The organism is Bacillus sp. FSL K6-0069 (assembly GCF_038007785.1).
GTDB classification, from domain to species: Bacteria; Bacillota; Bacilli; order Bacillales; family Bacillaceae_G; genus Bacillus_A; species Bacillus_A mobilis.
In genome coordinates this window covers 2,246,754-2,265,876 of sequence record NZ_JBBOXN010000001.1, presented here as the reverse complement: position 1 = coordinate 2,265,876, position 19,123 = coordinate 2,246,754, and the positions used below count along the sequence as shown (strand labels likewise).

General features: G+C 36.2%; 13 protein-coding genes and 1 riboswitch. Of the genes, 3 read left to right on the top strand and 10 right to left on the bottom strand.

The window, feature by feature from the left end:
* Window positions 1-92: 92 nt before the first annotated feature.
* Window positions 93-686: a hypothetical protein gene (locus MHB74_RS11570; RefSeq protein WP_270401582.1), complete on the top strand. Its 594-nt coding sequence runs from the start codon at window positions 93-95 to the stop codon at window positions 684-686.
* Between the two features lie 190 nt (window positions 687-876).
* Window positions 877-996, top strand: a riboswitch (glycine riboswitch).
* Window positions 997-1,103: 107 nt separating this feature from the next.
* Window positions 1,104-2,471, top strand: a complete 1,368-nt coding sequence (locus tag MHB74_RS11565) for an alanine/glycine:cation symporter family protein (protein WP_061679147.1) — start codon at window positions 1,104-1,106, stop codon at window positions 2,469-2,471.
* Window positions 2,472-2,633: 162 nt separating this feature from the next.
* On the opposite strand, the gene MHB74_RS11560 is transcribed toward MHB74_RS11565, so the two are convergent.
* A complete protein-coding gene (locus tag MHB74_RS11560) occupies window positions 2,634-3,401 on the bottom strand; it encodes a DUF3891 family protein (RefSeq protein WP_061679146.1) in 768 nt (255 codons plus the stop codon).
* A 204-nt stretch (window positions 3,402-3,605) separates the two neighbouring features.
* Between MHB74_RS11560 and MHB74_RS11555 the strand changes: the two genes are divergently transcribed.
* Window positions 3,606-3,878, top strand: coding sequence for an HU family DNA-binding protein (locus MHB74_RS11555; protein WP_001043960.1), 273 nt, complete (start codon window positions 3,606-3,608; stop codon window positions 3,876-3,878).
* 39 nt (window positions 3,879-3,917) lie between these two features.
* On the opposite strand, the gene MHB74_RS11550 is transcribed toward MHB74_RS11555, so the two are convergent.
* The 9 genes from MHB74_RS11550 to dhbA all read right to left on the bottom strand — a co-directional run bounded on the left by MHB74_RS11550 (window position 3,918) and on the right by dhbA (window position 18,725).
* The gene (locus MHB74_RS11550; protein ID WP_061679145.1) at window positions 3,918-4,460 is read right to left on the bottom strand and encodes a hypothetical protein; all 543 of its coding nucleotides are present in this window, start codon (window positions 4,458-4,460) and stop codon (window positions 3,918-3,920) included.
* Between the two features lie 35 nt (window positions 4,461-4,495).
* Window positions 4,496-5,245 carry a 4'-phosphopantetheinyl transferase Sfp gene (gene sfp, locus MHB74_RS11545; protein WP_061679144.1) on the bottom strand — a complete coding sequence of 250 codons (750 nt, stop codon included), beginning with the start codon at window positions 5,243-5,245 and terminating at the stop codon, window positions 4,496-4,498.
* Window positions 5,246-5,309: 64 nt separating this feature from the next.
* Window positions 5,310-6,752, bottom strand: coding sequence for an MDR family MFS transporter (locus tag MHB74_RS11540; RefSeq protein WP_061679143.1), 1,443 nt, complete (start codon window positions 6,750-6,752; stop codon window positions 5,310-5,312).
* Window positions 6,752-6,976: an MbtH family protein gene (locus tag MHB74_RS11535; RefSeq protein WP_000184069.1), complete on the bottom strand. Its 225-nt coding sequence runs from the start codon at window positions 6,974-6,976 to the stop codon at window positions 6,752-6,754. The genes MHB74_RS11540 and MHB74_RS11535 overlap by 1 nt, the downstream gene beginning before the upstream one ends.
* Entirely contained in the window at window positions 6,973-14,130 is a 7,158-nt protein-coding gene (locus MHB74_RS11530) for an amino acid adenylation domain-containing protein (protein ID WP_061679142.1), read from the bottom strand. The genes MHB74_RS11535 and MHB74_RS11530 overlap by 4 nt, the downstream gene beginning before the upstream one ends.
* A gap of 31 nt (window positions 14,131-14,161) precedes the next feature.
* Window positions 14,162-15,055 (bottom strand): isochorismatase family protein, encoded by an 894-nt coding sequence (locus MHB74_RS11525; RefSeq protein ID WP_061679141.1) that lies wholly within the window; start codon window positions 15,053-15,055, stop codon window positions 14,162-14,164.
* Window positions 15,056-15,085: 30 nt separating this feature from the next.
* The gene (locus MHB74_RS11520; RefSeq protein WP_061679140.1) at window positions 15,086-16,702 is read right to left on the bottom strand and encodes a (2,3-dihydroxybenzoyl)adenylate synthase; all 1,617 of its coding nucleotides are present in this window, start codon (window positions 16,700-16,702) and stop codon (window positions 15,086-15,088) included.
* Window positions 16,703-16,714: 12 nt separating this feature from the next.
* Window positions 16,715-17,914, bottom strand: coding sequence for an isochorismate synthase DhbC (gene dhbC / locus MHB74_RS11515; protein WP_061679139.1), 1,200 nt, complete (start codon window positions 17,912-17,914; stop codon window positions 16,715-16,717).
* A gap of 25 nt (window positions 17,915-17,939) precedes the next feature.
* Window positions 17,940-18,725: a 2,3-dihydro-2,3-dihydroxybenzoate dehydrogenase gene (gene dhbA, locus MHB74_RS11510; RefSeq protein WP_061679138.1), complete on the bottom strand. Its 786-nt coding sequence runs from the start codon at window positions 18,723-18,725 to the stop codon at window positions 17,940-17,942.
* Window positions 18,726-19,123: the final 398 nt, after the last annotated feature.

The window sequence follows — 19,123 nt, the reverse complement described above, 5'->3', positions numbered from 1 at the left end:
TTAAATCAATTCCAGACTATTTTCTCTATTATCAACAATATTATTGTTATATATTATAATTAAAAGATATTTATTTTTGGAGGTATTACCCATTGAAGAAATTATTTTTTAATAAATGGACAATAGTTATTTCTATTTTTATTATTACCTGTACGATTTTCTACACAACCACAGATAAAAAAATTAACGAAAAAACTACCGTAGAAACAATTGATACAAAAAGTTTTAAAACTAAATTACAACCAAAAATTGATGAATTAACGACAAATTATAATGACATCATCGAAAAAGATTGGTTGCCTGCCTGGGAAGAGATTAACACGAACGCAGATTCAGTAGACAAAGATAAACTATTAGTCACAATGACTGCTATTTCCAAGCAATACGAAAAAATTATAAACGAAATAGATACTTTGAAAATTAATGAAAATATATCGGAAGTACAAATACAAGAACAACTAGTTTATTTCACAACTGAATTTAAGACTGCTTCTAAATTTATGAAAAACGCAGCAGATTTAATCATAGACGGAGCAAATAACTCTACTCCATCCAATGAAACAATTGAAAATACTAAACATGCTTTAGGGCTTGCAGATCAACATATTGTCAGCGCTTTATCTACTTTAACTGAAGTTGAAGAGAAATTAGGACTTGCAAAAAAATTAAACTGTTTACTATTTTAAAATAAAAAAAGATTGCAATTCACATTTTGTCTGTCTATAATGTTTTTATTGATTTACAATCAATGTTCTTATAATTTTTATAATTCGGATGAACCATTCAGGAGAAGGTCTATTGATCTACCGACGGGGCAAAAAGTTGCTGAACCAACTTTGAAACTCTCAGGTCTTGGTTACAAGTAGAACTGCATGGGGACGAATCTCTGGAGAGACTCCCTCTCGCTTTATATAGCGCGGAGGAAAACGAGCACCGAAGGAGCAAATCCGCTACTATAGCGGATAATCTCTCAGGTAAAAGGACAGAGACAAGCGAAAGAAAAAGCCGATTTGTATCGGTTTATTTTTCTATCCCTTGTTTCTCCAGAGACCATTTCATTTACTTGAAGTGGTTTTTATTTTTTCTAAAAAAGGAGAATACAGATGGAAACAGTAAGTAAAGTTTTAGAACAAATGAATCACTATGTGTGGGGATTACCAACGTTGTTGTTACTCGTTGGTACTGGTATCATTCTCACAGTGCGTTTAAAGGGTTTACAGTTTAGTAAACTATTATACGCTCACAAACTAGCATTTAAAAAATCAGAAGATGCATCTTCCGCTGGAGATATTAGCCACTTCCAAGCCCTTATGACAGCTATGGCGGCAACGATTGGTATGGGAAATATAGCCGGTGTTGCAACTGCTGTGACAATCGGTGGACCCGGTGCAATCTTTTGGATGTGGGTTACTGCCTTGTTCGGTATGGCAACAAAATATGCCGAAGCAATTCTTGCGGTGAAATACCGTGTTAGTAATGAAAATGGTGAATATTCAGGTGGACCAATGTATTATTTAGAGCGTGGTTTAGGTAAGAAATGGCTTGCGGTTTTATTTGCTATATTCGGTACAACTGCTTCTTTCGGTATCGGTAATATGGTGCAGTCTAACTCAGTAGCAGAGGCAATGCGAATTAATTTCTCTTTCCCTCCTGCTTTAACTGGTATATTCATGTCCTTTTTAATTGCTATTGTTATTTTAGGCGGCGTTAAAAAAATTGGGAAAGTAACAGGATATATCGTTCCTATTAAAGCTTTCTTTTATATCATTGCTGGTCTTATTATTATTTTCTATCACTACGATCAAATTCCAGAAGCATTCTCACTTATTTTTTCTGGTGCATTTAATGGTACTGCAGCTGCTGGTGGTTTTATCGGTGCAACAGTTGCATCAGCTATTCAAATCGGAATGGCGCGCGGTGTATTTGCAAACGAAGCTGGTTTAGGTAGTGCGCCAATTGCCGCGGCTGCTGCAAAAACAGATTCCCCTGCAAAGCAAGCTTTAGTTTCTATGACTGGTACTTTTCTAGATACGTTTATTGTATGTACCATTACAGGGCTAGTATTAATTACTACAGGTGCATGGAAGTCTGGTAAAACTGGCGTTGAAGCTACCACACTTGCGTTCCAATCTGTATTTGGCACTGCTGGTAGTATGATTCTCGGTATCGCGATTATATTATTCGCCTACTCTACTATTTTAGGCTGGTCGTATTACGGTGAAAAATGCGTGGCTTATTTATTTGGAGAAGGCGCTGTGAAATATTATAAAGCAATCTTTATCGTCATGATTGCTATTGGTGCGAATTTAAAATTAGGCATCGTATGGACATTTGCTGATATTGCAAATGGACTTATGGCGATTCCAAACTTAATTGGTCTAATTGGTTTAAGTGGCATTGTTGTAGCTGAAACGAATCGCTTTTTACAAGAAGAGAAATTGAAAGAAAGTCATAAAAAGCAGGCAAGTTAATCTATTGATAAAGGAATGACTCATACATAATGAGCATTCCTTTTTTCGTTATCTTATTCAATCTTCATATGAAAGAGTGACCTTAACAATCAAAGATTCTCTTTCCTAGAAACTATATTCCCCCTTCTTTCTGAACATATGTCACCCTTATCAATTAGCACCTTACTGTATGAAACAAATCTTTTGCTTTTTCATTTCCGCTTTTCTATCAGCCTTTGCAATCCCTTTCCCTTCAATTTCACGTTTATTTATAGTTTTATATTTTACATACGTATGAAATTCCGTTTGAAATGGAAACGGTGTAATCCGAATTGTTTCCTCGTCCACCCACTCTGCTTGAACAGGTTTCTCCTCCTTACTATTAAACATTTCTGTTCCTTCAAAACCATCTTTAAACAAATCAATTTCATCTTTCTTTTCTACACCAGGTTTATTCATACATACATATAAAGAAAGTTCATCGCAAAACTTTAATAATCTATAATGTTTATCGAACATCGCAAATTGTTCTTTTGTTAACGTTTTCAAAATTATTTTTTGTCGTTCCAATTCATGTTTATAAAAAGACATCATCTCTTCATCTTCCTCATTTAATGGGAATGATAAAAAATGTTTACTACAAAGTAATGCTCCGTATGGATTTGAATCTTCAATTTCATTCAAACCAATCGTATAAAAAACAAAGCGTAACGAGCTAGGACAGTCCATAAATGTATACGGAATATTTTTAGCATCATTCAAAATTGGTACTTTATCAAGTTCTATCCATCCTCTATCATGCTCATATATTGCATCAATAGCTGCTTTTAAGTATGTATCATCTTCAAAAAAATCTTCTTTTATATGCTTCGCAATTTCTCCAGCTAAAAAACCATGATCATGTTGACGAATTAATATACTTTCTTTCTCATCCTTTTCACGAAAAATCATCCGTATACTCCCCCTCATCCTCATGTTACAGTGTTTTCTATACATCAATTCTTAATTAATCCCTAATTATTAGCAGGGATTCAGTTTCTTGCAACGAAATTAACATAACTATATAGCATTCTTTCTAACAATATGAATAGCTTTCTCTATACTATCCATTATACTAAAACATTCATTCTAAAAAACTTTTTATGAGGTGAAAACATGAACAAAACAGAATTAGTTAAAAACGTGGCACAATCCGCTGATATTTCTCAAAAGGAAGCTTCTGCAGCTGTACAATCTGTTTTTGACACAATTGCTACTGCATTACAATCTGGCGATAAAGTTCAATTGATTGGCTTTGGAACTTTTGAAGTGCGCGAAAGATCTGCTCGTACAGGACGTAACCCACAAACCGGCGAAGAAATTCAAATCGCTGCTGGTAAAGTTCCAGCATTTAAAGCAGGTAAAGAGTTAAAAGAAGCTGTGAAATAAACAAGAAACCAGCCTATAAAATGGCTGGTTTTTTGTTTTCTATTTAAGCAGATTCTTTATATTCTCTGCATGATACACTTCACAAATATAAAATATACATTTGCAGTTACTTACAATTTGATATTTTCTAGTTGGATACACATTCGCCGTAACAGAGCATCCATCAAACAATTCAATAATATTCCCAGATGGCTGATATCCTTCGTATAATACGTTTCTTCTCACTTCCATCTTTTCTATAAGTTTTTCAACTGGAATATTTCCACTCTCTAATTCACTCTTAATTGTATTTGGTAAAAACGAAGTGTCCGCAAAAATTAGATTTTCAGATAACACTTTTCCTTTATAACTAACATTGGATACACGGTAAAGAAATGTTCCGTTTTTATCAAAGAAATTCTTTGCTTCTTTCGGGATGTACTGTCTATCAAGTACCTCTTGTTCGAGAACATCAAACTGAACTGTATCATTCAAAAGCTTTTCTAAAGCATAAATAGATGATGTATCTCCAGAAAATAAAATATTTTTAATTGCTTGTACATTATAAGTGAATTCATTTGTTCTATTTTCCGCTACTAACATGAGGAACACCTCTTCTATAAGATTTTTTATTTAACTTATCTATAATTTAAAAGCGCTACTGCATCTATCTGTGTGATTTCAGTTACTTCTTTACTAAATATTGCAATGGAAGCAATATAATCTACACTTGGCTTTATATCTTCCATCATTGTATTTTCTACTAATTCTTGTCTATCCTTAAAAACCAACAAATTTGGAGAATCATATGGAGCCGATACGGTAATATGGACTGGTGGAATCATTAGTCCTTCACCTGTCGCTTTGAGTACCGCTTCTTTTCGAGTCCAATATGTTAAAAAACCTTCCATTTTCTGTTCATCTGGTAATTTCATAACTTGCGCGATTTCAAATTCTGTTAATACGCCCTCTGCCATTTTCATAACATCTACATTTGGATTCATTTGTTCAACATCAACGCCTACAAGTGCAGACTTAGTAAATGCAACAACAACCCACTCACCCGAATGCGAAACAGATAACTGTGGCATTCCTTCTGGTAATTGTGGTCTGCCATGTTGTAACTTACATACTGGGCACATTCGATCAATTGGTACTTGAACTGGCGACATAGAAAGTATTTGCCCAAGAACTAACCTACTAATTACACAACCTATTATAAAACGTGCGCGATCTGCCGAATGATGGTATGAATTTGCTTTCTCTCGTTCTACATCATTTAGCAAATTGTAATGCCATGATTGTAAATCGGAAATTCTTGCCCACCATATTTGACAATCATTCTCACTAAGAGTTGGTACAGAATCTACAACTTTACTCTCTATCATGTAAACTCTCTCCTTCTAACAAACAATATCATTTTATTTCAAAAGAGTATTATTATTCTATAACTTATTCGTTTACAACTTCTTTCTCTTTTTGTAATACAGGTAACGACTTTTTCTTCTTCTTTGACATTATCTCTTTATCAGAAATACGTAAAGAAAATAGTAATGCTATGAGTAAAAATAGTGCTGATCCAATTAATGCAGCTTGATAAGGCAAGAAATCTGCCTGTGTATTATTCTGTATTTCATTACTTCCAAACCCAGATAATATGCTAGCTAATACAGCAACTCCTATTGCAGATCCTAATCGATTTTGCACATTGAATATTGTTGTTGCTCTTCCCATAGAAGGTGGCGTTATATTGTTAAATGCAGAAAATTGAACTGCACCGACAGACTGACCTAAGAAAATACCGATACCAAACAATAATGCCCGTATTTGCCAAGGATTTGTATCGTGATTTACAAAACTTAATAACACAAAGATAACCGCGGTACAAGCTAATCCAATAGAAATTACTTTGCGAGCTCCTAATTTCTTATATGACCATGGCACAATCTGTGACGATATCATTAATCCAATCGCCTCTGGGAATGTCGTAAGACCTGATTCCAGTGCGGAAACTCCTATTACATTTTGATACATAAGTGGAAAAACAAATAGCATGCCTAGTAAACCGGCAGATGAAAACAATGAAATTAGACTCATTTTTCTAAAGACTGGTTCTTTTAATAAGCGTAAATCTAACATCGGTTGCTGTACTTTAAGTTCAACGATGATAAACAATGTAATGAATATAATCCCAGCTATTCCAGTACTTATAATCTCTGGAGAAACCCAGCCTTTTGATGGACCTTGGCTAAGTGCATAGATTAGCATCGCAAATCCTGGTGCTGAAAGAACAAAACCGAGAGAATCAAAGCGACCAGCTGATTTTTCAATATGCTCTTTTAAAAATAGTAGACCGAATAGTAACGCTACGATTCCAAACGGTACATTAATATAAAATGCCCAGCGCCAAGACATTTGATCTACAAAGAAACCACCAATAATTGGTCCTACTGCCGGTGCGACAGCAATTGGCAACACAATAAACCGTGAAATTTTCGGCCTTTCCTCTGGTGAAAATGTTCGGAATAACATCGCCATCCCCACCGGTGTTAAAAGCCCCCCACCAGCACCTTGCATGATACGAAAAATATTCAATGAAGTAATATCGTTCGCTACACCGCATAATGCAGACGCAGTTGTAAATACGAAAAGAGCGGTTAGAAATACTCTTTTCGTACCGAAGCGATCTCCTAACCAACCAGAAATAGGAAGGAAAACAGCTAAGCTAACTAAATACCCAACATTAACTGTCCCCATAGCAGATGGAGGAACTTGTAATTCTTTACTTATCGTTTGCAGTGCTACATTCACAATTGTTGCATCCATCGCAGCCATAAACATCGCTGTTATATATACGATACTTACAACTACTTTCGGATTTATTTTTTCCTTCATTATCGTTTTCCTACTAATATTTTTTCGCCAACTTGATTACTTTTTGGATTCAAATCTTCCCAGTTATTTTCAACATATTGTAAACAATCATTCCTACTAGCCTCTTCATGTACGACATTCCAGCCAATAGGTACATCAAGAAAGACAGGCCAGAGAGAATACTGGCCCTCCTCATTTTTTAATACTTTATATGTGTAATTATCATTTTCAAATGGATTCGTCATACTTTACTTACCCCTTTCTTTTCCTGCAAGTATTTCGCCAGTACTTGTCCGATTTCTGTAAGCGGACCCGGCTGACATAAATCTTTATGTCTACAATCAATATCGTGCTGCACAATTTCTCCGTCTAAATAATTTAACCACGTATTTGGAGAAATAGGATCAAACCAGTCTGGTATAACAGTAGATCTAAAGAATAAAATATCTCCGTTATAAACTTTCGGTACATATTTCCCTAACAATCCTACTGAATTCACATATGTTTCTTTCAAATTCAAAATCGTCTCTTCTTCAAGACTTGCTAATGCACTTCCATCTTTACGAAGTATTTCAACTGCACTTTCCATCGTAAGTGGTTTTCCATCCATATTATCTGGATCATATCCACCTAAAGCAAGTAATGCGATTAATGCTTCTTCTTCAGTAGGTGCTTCCGTATTCGGTAAGAAGTGTCCAGGATAAGAATCCAGCATAACGAGTAATTCTACTTCTTCTCCTTCATTTTGTAGTTGCGCTGCCATTGCATGAACAACATTTCCTCCAAGTGACCAACCGAGTAACCGATATGGTCCGTGAGGCTGTACTTCACGAACGTTTTTTAAATAATCCGCCGCCATCTCCTCTAAACTTTTTGGAAGTTCTTCATTTTTAGCGATACCACGTGCTTGAACACCATAGATTGGATAATCTGTTCCTAAAGATTTCATAAGTCCTGCATAGCACCAACTTAATCCACCTGCTGGGTGTACACAAAATAGTGGTAATTGCTCTCCGCTTGCTCGTAATGGAAGCAACACATCAAGTGCACTTTGACCATTTCCCATTTCAAGTCTTTCCGCAAGCCCTGCAACAGTAGGTGCTGCAAATAAAGTTCCAATATTTAGTTCCACTCCAAGTGCTTCTTTAATTCGGCTCATAAGCTGCACTGCAAGAAGTGAATGACCACCAAGATCAAAGAATCCGTCATCAATTCCAATTTGAGGTACACTTAAAATCTCTGTAAATAAGTCACATAACATTTCTTCTTGCGGTGTTCTTGGTCCACGACTAGAAGATGATGCGATAAATTCTGGAGCTGGCAATGCCTTTCTATCTAATTTACCGTTTGGAGTTAAAGGTAACTCATTTACTACTACAAAAGCGTATGGAACCATGTAATCTGGTAAACTACCTCCAGCATATTGACGCATTTCATTCGTATCAATCATTTCATGATTAGATGCGACAATATATGAAACCAACCGTTTATCCCCTGGTTGATCTTCCCGTACAATTACGGCTACTTGCTCAACTTTAGGATGTTTCATTATGACCGCTTCTATTTCCCCTAATTCAATTCGGAATCCACGAATTTTTATTTGGTGATCTGCACGCCCTATATAATCTAGCGTCCCATCTTTACGCCAACGCGCTAAGTCTCCTGTACGATACATTCTTGTACCTGACTTACCAAATGGATCTGCGATAAAGCGTTCTGCAGTTAAGCCCGCTCTTCCTAAATAACCACGAGCAAGCCCAGCACCTGCAACATACATTTCTCCCACTACTCCGGGTGGCACTGGTTGTAAATAGTTGTCTAATACGTATACTTTAAGGTCTGGTATACTGCAACCAATTAAACTATTCGCGCGTAAAGAAACAATATTCTCATCTAACTCAATATAACTAACATGTACTGTCGTCTCTGTAATACCGTACATATTAATAAGCTTTGGTGCGTTATGAGGATGTCGACTATACCAATCTTCTAATCGACTTAATTCAAGTGCTTCTCCTCCAAAAACAACATATCGTAAAGATAATCTTTGACCAATTTCTTCATTTTCACGATCCGCTTGCATCAATTGATAGAACGCTGATGGAGTTTGGTTTAATACAGTAACCTTTTCCTTAACAAGAACTTGTAAAAATTCTTTCGGCGAGCGACTTACAGTATGTGGTACTACGACTAGACGCCCTCCATATAATAAAGGTCCCCAAATTTCCCAAACCGAGAAATCAAAAGCGTATGAATGGAACATCGTCCAAACATCGTTCGCGTCAAATTGGAACCAATGATCAGTTGCTCCTAAGAGTCTTACTACGTTTTGATGAGGTATCATAACGCCTTTCGGTCTACCTGTTGAGCCTGATGTATAAATAACGTAAGCAATATGTGAAGGCGATAGTGGCTTCATGCGCTCCATTTCATCAATATTATCTTCACTATATTTCACTATTTCTTTTATTACTTTTTCATCATCGACTAAAATTTTCAGTTCCTCATCACATTCAATTTCCACATCTAAATTTGTTAAAACACATGTTGGTTTCGCATCGTGGAGCATAAATGAAATACGTTCAGACGGGTAATCTGGATCTAATGGAAGATAACCTGCTCCTGCTTTAAGAACCGCAAGTAAACTCACAACCATATTTAAAGATCTCGGCATTGCTAATGCAACAAGTTGATCAGGACCGACTCCTTTTGCTATTAGCAATCGAGCTATTTTATTCGCTTTTTTATTCAATTCTTCATAAGTTAATTTTTCATCTTCAAAGACGACAGCAATAGAATTCGGATTTATATAAGCCTGTTTTTCAAATAATTGTGGTAATGTCATTTCTGGTACAATTTGAAAACCACCATTCCACTTTTCTAACACTGTATTTTTCTCTGCTAAAGTTAATATTTCTAATCTACCAATTGATTGATCCTGATTTTTCGCCGCATCGTCTAATAACAGAATGTATCTTTCTATTAATTTTTGAATCGTTTCACGTTTATATAAATCAGTACTAAACTCTAACAATCCGTGTAAGCCATTTGGAGTACCATCAACTCCGTTACTCTCGCTAATTTCAAATGTTAGATCAAATTTCGCAGAGCCGACGCTTTGAATTTCAAGGTTCGCTTCTATATCCGGAGCATCAAAGGTTGCTTCTGGCGTATTTTGGAAGGCTAACATAACTTGAAACAGCGGATGACTATTTCGAGTACGTACTGGGTTTAATACTTCAACAAGTCGTTCGAATGGAACATCTTGATTTTCATAAGCTGCAAGATTTACTTGCTTCACTCTATTCAATAGTTCTTTAAAACTTGGATCTCCTGATGTATTTGTACGTAACACTAATGTATTTACAAATAACCCAACTATATTTGATAGTGCATCGTCATTTCTTCCAGCAATCGGACTTCCAATTGGTATATCAGTACCTGCGCCTAACCTTGTAAATAGTGCACTAAGTCCTGCTTGTAACACCATAAACAAACTAACCCCGTTTTTCCGTGCAAGCTCTACTAACCTATTATGCATAACTGCATCTATTTGAAAATGAATTGTTTCTCCTCGGTAACTCGTTTCAATTGGACGCTGGTAATCTGTAGGTAACTCCAATTGATCTGGTAAACCCTTTAGCTCTTGTTTCCAAAAATCTAATTGTGTTGAAATGAGACTCTCTCGTGTAGCTTCATCACCTAGCAATTGCTGTTGCCATAGTGCATAATCTGCGTATTGAACTGGAAGTGTCTCCAGCTGTACTCTCTCCCCTTGACATCGTGCTTTATAGGCCGCTGTAAAATCTCTTGTTAACGGTTGTAATGACCAGCCATCCCCAACAATATGGTGCAATAGAATTAGTAATACATGTTCGTTTTCATTCACTGTAAATAGTTGCAAACGAACTGCTGGTTCAACATCGAGGTTAAAGCTATATCTTACCGCCTCTGCAAGCACACTTTCTAATTCATCTTTACACGTTCTTGTTATAATCATTTCTAAATTTAAATTTTCCATATCTAAAATTTTCTGATAGGAACTCCCTAATACGTTAGGAAAAATCGTTCTAAGCGTTTCATGTTTCTCAACTACATCGTAAAAGGCACCTTGCAATGCTTCCTCGTTCAACTTTCCAGATAAACGAATGACTAATGGAATATTATAAGTAGGGCTTGGACCTTCTAAACAATTTAAGAACCATAATCTACGCTGTGCAAATGAAAGTGGAACTTCATTTGGTCTACTTACTTTCTTAATAGCTGGTCTTGCACTTTTTGCTCGGTCTAATTGTTTCGCTAGTTCCGCAACAGTTGGCGATTCGAATAATTTTCCAATTCCTAATTCGACACTTAACGTTTCACGAATTCTTGCCATTAAACGAGATGCAAGAAGCGAATGGCCTCCCATTTCAAAGAAATTATCATCTATACTAATACGAGAAACACCAAGTACTTCTGCAAATAAATCACATAATATTTCTTCTTTCGGATTTCTAGCAACTCTCTCCTTATTCATTTCATTAAAATCAGGAGCTGGTAATTTCTTTCTATCAACCTTTCCATTTGGTGTTAATGGTAATTCTTCTAACAACACAAACGCTGAAGGTACCATATAATTCGCTAAACTTTCTGAAACATAAGAACGAATTTCTGCAAAGTTAATTGTATCCTTCTCTTCAGCAACGATATACGCAATAATTCGTTTATCATTTGGGCGATCTTCTCGTACCATTACTACTGCTTGTTTAATATTTTCATGTCGTTGTAATACCATTTCAATTTCAGCTAATTCAATTCGGAAACCACGGATTTTTATTTGATGATCTGCTCGGCTCACGTATTCCAGCACACCATCGTTACGCCATTTCACAAGATCACCTGTGCGATACATGCGCTTCCCTCGTTCTCCAAAAGGATTTGCAACAAATCGTTCCGCCGTTAACTCTGGTTTTCCTAAATAGCCGTTCGCAAGTCCTTCTCCAGCAATATATAGTTCACCAATTACTCCAGGTGGTACTGGTTGTAATCCTGCATCTAATACATATACATCTGTACTCCAAATCGGTTTTCCAATAGGAGGTATACCCATTTCATTTTCGTCGATGTTCTTGAAAGTAGACCAAATAGTCGTTTCAGTAGGTCCATATAAGTTTGTAATAGAGCAACCTAATTCTTTTAATGTATTTGCTAAATGAGCTGGAAGTGCTTCACCACCAACGAGCACTTTTAGCCCTTGTAGTCTATCTGGATATTCCATTACTAACGCCTGCCAAAGGGTCGGTGTAGCTTGCATAATTGTCGCTCTTTCTTCTTGCAACAATGCCGTTAACACAGCAGGTTCTTGAATTACTTCTTTTTGTGCGATTGTTAAACTTGCACCACTAATAAGAGGTAAATAAATTTCTAGTGCAGAAATATCAAACGCAAACGTTGTAACTGCTACTAAATGATCGTTTTCATTTAATGAAAACATATCGTCCATAGACAATAAAAAGTTACTTAAAGCTCCCATAGGAACAATTACACCTTTTGGATTTCCCGTTGATCCTGAAGTGTAAATTGCATACGCAGGCTTTAAAAGTGATTCATCTTTCCTAAATGGTAGATTCATATGAGAATATGCTTTTAACGCTAGTTCTGTTTCTTCGCGATCTAATTCGATTTTTTTCATATCATTTTCAATAACTAAAGCAGATGAAACAGATGAATGTGTGATGATACACACTGGTTTTGCATCATTTACAATATAATTGATTCGCTCAGCTGGATATTCTGGATCTATCGGTAAATACGCTGCACCAGTCTTTAAAACTGCTAGCATACTAACTACCATTTCTATTGACCTTGGAAACACTAAAGCTACGAACTGATTTGACCCTATTCCTTCTTCTACTAAATAGTGCGCCAGTTCATTTGCTCGTTTATTTAGCTCATTATACGTAAAGTCTACTCCGTTACACGTAACCGCTATTTTATTTGGATTTTTTTGTACTTGCTTTTCAAATAATATAGGTAAAGAGATTAACTCTGTAGCTTCTTTAGTTTCATTCCATTCCATTAGAACTTTATGATTTTCTTCAGGAAGAGTAATGTTTATATTTCCAATCGACTCGTCTTTTTGATCATCATTTATCACTAATTCTAATAACTTCATAAATCTCTCTTTATGTAACGCTAGTTCAGCTTCATTATATACTTCCGGATTCGCATCAAAATGAATCATTAACTCATTTTCATCGAAACGTTTATAAACATTTATCGATAAATCATCGACAGGTCCTGCTGATAAATTATGTGTAATTCCACGATTTCCAGCAAAGTTAAGCCCATAATCAAAAGGCATAACATTCACTAACGGCCCGAATAACCTATGATTTTCACCTAGTAACTTTAAGTCTCTTCTTAATTCCTCATGACGATATTTATGATGACGACGTACGTCTCGAATTTCTTTAGAAACTTGCTGCAATAATTCTGCAAGAGTTATATTGGGAGTTACAGTGAGACGAAGTGGTACTAAATTCATTACCATGCTTGGTGTAAATATAGATACAGAACCGAGGCGCCCCATCATCGGTAAACCTAAAACAATATCATTTGCACCTGTTAATTTATGCATATATATACTTGTTACAGCGACAATAAATTCTGGCCAACTTGTTAGCGAAATATTAATATTGTCTAGTAAAGTTTTCGTACTAGAACTGGATAAATAAGCTGTTTCTCGTGAAAATCCATTTGATGTTCTCGGCGCTCGTTCTGCTAAGCTTACAACTTCTGGTTCATCAGCAAACTTCTCTAACCAAAAAGTACGATCTTCCTGAAATTGTTTCGACTCACGATACTCAATGTCTTCTTGTACAATTTTTGAAATAGAACCAAAAGACTTTTCATTCTTGTCTGTTTTTTCTATAAGTGATGTATACTCTTTCGCTACCTTTTGGCTAAGAAGTGAAAATCCATAGCCATCCATCACAATGTGATGGATGCGCTGATACCAAAAGAAACGATGATTTTCAACTTGAATAAGTGCTTCAGTAAATAATGTATCTGTCTTCAAATCGACCGGCATAGATAAATCATTTTTCATCCATACTTTAGCAGCTTCTTCAGGATTTTCTTCTTTACGAACGTCTATAAAATGCATATGAAATTGTAATTCTTCAATAACTTGCCATGGGCCCATTTCATCCTCTTCGAAACGAACATGTAGTGCTTCTGCTTCTGTTACAGCTTTACGTACTGCTAATTCGAAAATTTCTTGATTAATATTTCCGCTTATTTCAACATACTCCCCAGTATTATAAATCGGATTAAGCGGATCTAATTGCTGTGCAAACCACATACCAGTCTGCGCAGATGATAACGAATGACGAACCTTTTGACTATTAGGCATTCTTTACTACCCCTTTATTATGTAGTCTATATTAAAGTACATGTTCTGTTTGCGGAGATAATAAACGGTACCAATCAACAACAGTTGGGCTCTCTGCTAAATCCGCAAAAGTGATTTCTTTTCCTTCACGACGCCACTTCTCTACTAAACTCATAATTCTGACCGAATCAAGTCCTCTATTTAATAAATCTTCATCAGTCTCAACACTTTCTACTGGTTCACGAAGTAATTGTGCAACTAGTTCATGCACTTCCTGTAAAGTGATTCCTTCACTCTTATCGCCTTTTACATTTTGTAAATCTTTTAGCAGTAAGTTGGTTGATGTCGTCACTGCACATCTATTAGATGCATACTGTAATGCTTGTTTATGATGCTCTAATGAAAAATCAGCAACTGCATCTGCTACAAAGAACGGCTCTATACCATCCATAAACGCTTCACAAGCTGTTAAAAGGCAGCCAATATGCGCATAAATACCACAAATAATAAGTTGATCTCTTCCTTGCTCATTTAAAATTTCTAATAGATTTGTCTTTTTAAATGCACTATATCTCCATTTCGTTAAGAATATATCATTCTCATCAGGAGTAAGTTCATCCACAATTTTTTTCTTATTTGGTCCAGCAGGAATACCATCACCCCAGAAGTCTTGTAATAACCCTCGTTGTTCTAACGTTTGTCCACCTGGTTGTGCTGTATAAACAACTGGGATACCAAGTTCCTTACATCTTTCTCTTATCACCTTAATATTTGAAATGAGTTCTACTTTCGGTGACTCTTTATCGCAATATGCATCAAGAAAATATTCTTGCATGTCATGGATTAGAAGAACCGCACGTTTTGGATCTGGCGTCCAGTTCACTTTATTTTTTGGTAGTTCTGATTCAACTGGCATTTTGTATACTGAAATAGATGGGATAGCCATCTAATCACTTCCTTCCAATTTTTATATTCTTTATCGTTTTATCGTAATAAGTTTTTCAGCAATGACTTTACGTAATTCTTTTTTGCTTACCTTTCCAACACCTGTTTGTGGGAATGATTCAATAAATTCAATTCGATCTGGAATTTTATAAGCTGCTATACCGCGTTCTCTTAAAAACATTTTTAATTCACTTACTGTCGGGGCTTGTCCGCGAGCTATAACAAATGCACAAGTACGTTCCCCTAAATACTCGTCAGGCATTGATACAATTGCAACATCATGTACTGCATCATGTGCTAATAGGTGATTTTCAACCTCTTCCGCAGCAACTTTCTCACCACCACGGTTAATTTGATCTTTATCCCTACCCTCTACAATGATGTAACCTTGTTCATTTACTTTTACAAGATCTCCGGTACGATAAAATCCATCTTCAGTAAATGACCTTTCATTATGCTCTTCCGCTTTATAATAGCCTCGAATTGTATATGGTCCTCTTGTTAATAAACTTCCTACTTCACCAACTTTTACATCGTTATCATTTTCATCAACAACCCTTACTTCGTCGTATGTAGACATCGGTCTACCTTGTGTATGAATGATGATTTCTTCCGGATCATTTAATCTTGTGTAATTTACTAATCCTTCTGCCATACCGAACACTTGCTGTAACGTACATCCAAATGTAGGACGTATACGTTTCGCAACTTCGGCGCCAAATTTCGCACCACCAACTTGAATCACTTCTAGGCTCGATAAATCGTTATTACGAGAAGATGCAGCATCAAGCCAGATCATTGCTAATGGCGGAACGAGCGCGGTAATCGTGACTTTTTCTTTTTCTATTAGAGCAAATGCCTCATCTGGACTACCTCCAGTTGCTAGCACTACTTTTCCACCCGCATAGAAAGTTCCAAATGTCCCTGGAGAACTCATTGGGTAATTGTGCGCTACTGGAAGAACTGCCATATAGACACTATCCGTATTCAAATTACAAATCTCAGCGCTAACACGTAAACTATAAATATAGTCATCATGTGTTCTAGGAATTAATTTAGAAAGTCCTGTTGTCCCTCCTGACAATTGGAGAAACGCAACATCACTTGGCTGAACTTCTGGTAATGGAATAGAATCTACATACAGATCACTTATGTTCATAAACTCCTCTTCTTCTCCCACTACAATTACATGTTGTAAAGTTGACACTTTCTCTTTCACTTCTCTTGCTAGTTTTCGATAATCAAAGCCGAGAGCCTTATCTGAAATAACGTAAGCACTCGCCTCACCAAACTCACAAAAATAACTAATTTCACTGCTTCGATGTGAAGGGAGTGCAAAGACAGGAAGTGCTCCAATTCGAAATAGCGCAAAACACATTTCGAAAAACTCGATAACATTAGGTAATTGGATTACAACTCGATCCTCTTGTTTTATTCCTAAATTCAGTAAACCTGACGCTAAGCGATCTACTTTTTTATCAAGCTCACTATACGTTACATGCGTATTACCACTTACAACCGCAATTTGATCTCCATATTTTTCAGCACGCTCTCTTAACACCCCGCCAAATGTTTCACCAAGCCAACACCCTTCTTCTCGATAGCGATTAGCAAATTCTTTTGGCCATTTTGTATAACCTGTCAACATTCTTTCTTCCCCCTATTTTTCATTCAATGAATTATCACTTAACCCTAGAGCCTTCAGCATTGTTTGGAACTTAGCTGATGTTTCTGCTAACTCATCTTCTGGTTTTGACTCAGCGACAACTCCCGCTCCTGCAAATAATCGAAGGTTTTTTTCTTGCACTTCAGCACAGCGAATTGTAACAATCCATTCACCATCTCCATTTAAATCGCTCCAACCTAGCATTCCTGTAAAAAATTCACGGTCAAATGGCTCAATTTGTTGAATCGCCTCTCTCGCTTCTTCCATAGGCGTCCCGCAAACTGCTGGCGTAGGATGAAGTGCAATTGCTAATTCCAAAGAAGTAGTATTCGGATCCTTTAGTTCACCTTTCACTTCAGTAGACAAATGCCACATCGCTTCACTATGAATAACGGATGGTTTTTCTGGAACATGTAATGTGTGACAGTATGGACGAAGCGCAGCAGCTACCGCTTCTACTACTACCGCATGCTCATGTAAATCTTTTGGAGAAGAAAGTAATTCCTCTGCTCTTCTTTTATCTTCAACTGGATCATCACTACGTGGTCTTGAACCAGCTAACGGATTAGAAATAACTTGCATACCATTACGTGAAACGAGTAACTCAGGACTTGCTCCAATTAATGTCTTATTATTCTCGTTTTCATCTTTCGGTAAATTAACAGCAAATGTATAACCATGCTTATTATGCTCTGCTAATTCTCGAAGAAGTTTTTGCTTATTAATCTTTTCGGAAGATTTAACATCTAACGATCTGGATAGAACGATTTTCTTTAAATCTCCGTCTTGTATTTTTTCAATTCCTTGCCTCACACCATTCATATACACTTCCGGATCTGGTACAGGCGTCATTTCAAATGTTAAGTTCTCATTTGTTTCAAGCAGGTTTGTTGTATCTAATTGTAATCGTTCAGAAATTCTGCTATATTCTGGTACGATAAGTTGAACTTCTTTTCTACGATCAAATGGCAAAGCACCGACAACGATAGGATTCGGATTTCCAGCTTGTTTTGCATTACGTAATACTGCTTGTACAAGTTCTGGAAAACTTTCAATTTCACGATGCTTTACTGTAGTAAACTCTCCTTCTGTCAATATCGTTCGAGTAGGTGAAGCGAAAAAGAATGAGGATTCAGTCTTATAATCTTCTAATAATTGTTCTGACAGTTCCTTTACAGCCGTAAGTTCATTCATAATATAGTAGCCCCCTATTTTTTTATTAAACGCCTAATGTAGCTCCGCCATCGACACATAAATTGTGCATTGTAATGTGGCTTGCTTTATCTGAAGCTAAAAACAATACCGCTTCGGCAACTTCTGAAGGCTGTGCAATTTTTTGTAATGGTATACCGAGTCTATATGTACTTTGAGAACCAGCAATGATATTTTTTGCTCCATTCTCATCAGCCCATAGTAACCTTTGCATTTCAGTTTCAGTTGAACCTGGAGAAACTAAGTTACAGCGAATGTTATATGCTGCAAGTTCTAATCCTAAACACTTCATAAACATCGTTGTTGCAGCTTTGGATGCCGCATACGCAGCCATATCCATTCTCGGGGTATTTGCTGCATTTGAACCAACTGTAACAATTGCCCCTGACTTTCTTTGCATCATACGTTTACTTACCGCTCGGGACATATAGAAAACTCCTGTAGAATTTACAGAGAATGTTTTATTCCAATCTTCATCACTTAAAGAGTGAATCGCTCCCATACGTAAAACCCCTGCAACATTAACTAATATATCTATCGGTGCTATATCATTTTCAATACCGTTTACGATATCTTCAACTGCGGTACTATCACTCACATCTAAACGAAACGTTTTCATACGTATTTCATTTAATTCATTTTCATTTAAGAGCACATTTAACCCCTCTTCATTTTGATCAACCGCAATAACTGTAGCTCCTCTTTCTAAAAACATTTTGGCAACAACACTACCTATACCTTGGGCTGCACCTGTTACTAAAACCGTTTTCCCATTAAATTCCCCTAAGTTCATTTCCTCTATCCTTTCATTTAAAAATTAATCTCATTAAAAAATATTGATAACGATTATCATTATCAATGTAAAAAATAATACACTTACTAAACTAATTGGTCAAGTGTACTTCTCATCAAAATATTATTCATTGATAATGTTTTTCATTTAATATTCTTACATCGAAATGATAATCTTTCTCAATAAACTTGTCAACCTATTTTTATTTTTCAGACAAAACGTTTTAGTGCTTCTCAATGCAATTACATCTAAAAGTATCAATAAGCACGTACATTAAACATTTAATTCCTACGCCTCTTTGTAAAATTAAAGAAGATAAGCTGTAGATACTCTCATTTACAAAGCCTTACCAAAAAATTGAGTATATATTTTCTCAACATTTTTCTGAAAATATTGAG

Bases quoted from the DNA above. Each gene is read 5' to 3' on its own strand.
- MHB74_RS11565 (WP_061679147.1), top strand. From the start codon at position 1,104: ATGGAAACAGTAAGTAAAGTTTTAGAACAAATGAATCACTATGTGTGG.
- MHB74_RS11560 (WP_061679146.1), bottom strand. From the start codon at position 3,401: ATGATTTTTCGTGAAAAGGATGAGAAAGAAAGTATATTAATTCGTCAA.
- MHB74_RS11555 (WP_001043960.1), top strand. From the start codon at position 3,606: ATGAACAAAACAGAATTAGTTAAAAACGTGGCACAATCCGCTGATATT.
- MHB74_RS11550 (WP_061679145.1), bottom strand. From the start codon at position 4,460: ATGTTAGTAGCGGAAAATAGAACAAATGAATTCACTTATAATGTACAA.
- sfp (WP_061679144.1), bottom strand. From the start codon at position 5,245: ATGATAGAGAGTAAAGTTGTAGATTCTGTACCAACTCTTAGTGAGAAT.
- MHB74_RS11540 (WP_061679143.1), bottom strand. From the start codon at position 6,752: ATGAAGGAAAAAATAAATCCGAAAGTAGTTGTAAGTATCGTATATATA.
- MHB74_RS11535 (WP_000184069.1), bottom strand. From the start codon at position 6,976: ATGACGAATCCATTTGAAAATGATAATTACACATATAAAGTATTAAAA.
- MHB74_RS11530 (WP_061679142.1), bottom strand. From the start codon at position 14,130: ATGCCTAATAGTCAAAAGGTTCGTCATTCGTTATCATCTGCGCAGACT.
- MHB74_RS11525 (WP_061679141.1), bottom strand. From the start codon at position 15,055: ATGGCTATCCCATCTATTTCAGTATACAAAATGCCAGTTGAATCAGAA.
- MHB74_RS11520 (WP_061679140.1), bottom strand. From the start codon at position 16,702: ATGTTGACAGGTTATACAAAATGGCCAAAAGAATTTGCTAATCGCTAT.
- dhbC (WP_061679139.1), bottom strand. From the start codon at position 17,914: ATGAATGAACTTACGGCTGTAAAGGAACTGTCAGAACAATTATTAGAA.
- dhbA (WP_061679138.1), bottom strand. From the start codon at position 18,725: ATGAACTTAGGGGAATTTAATGGGAAAACGGTTTTAGTAACAGGTGCA.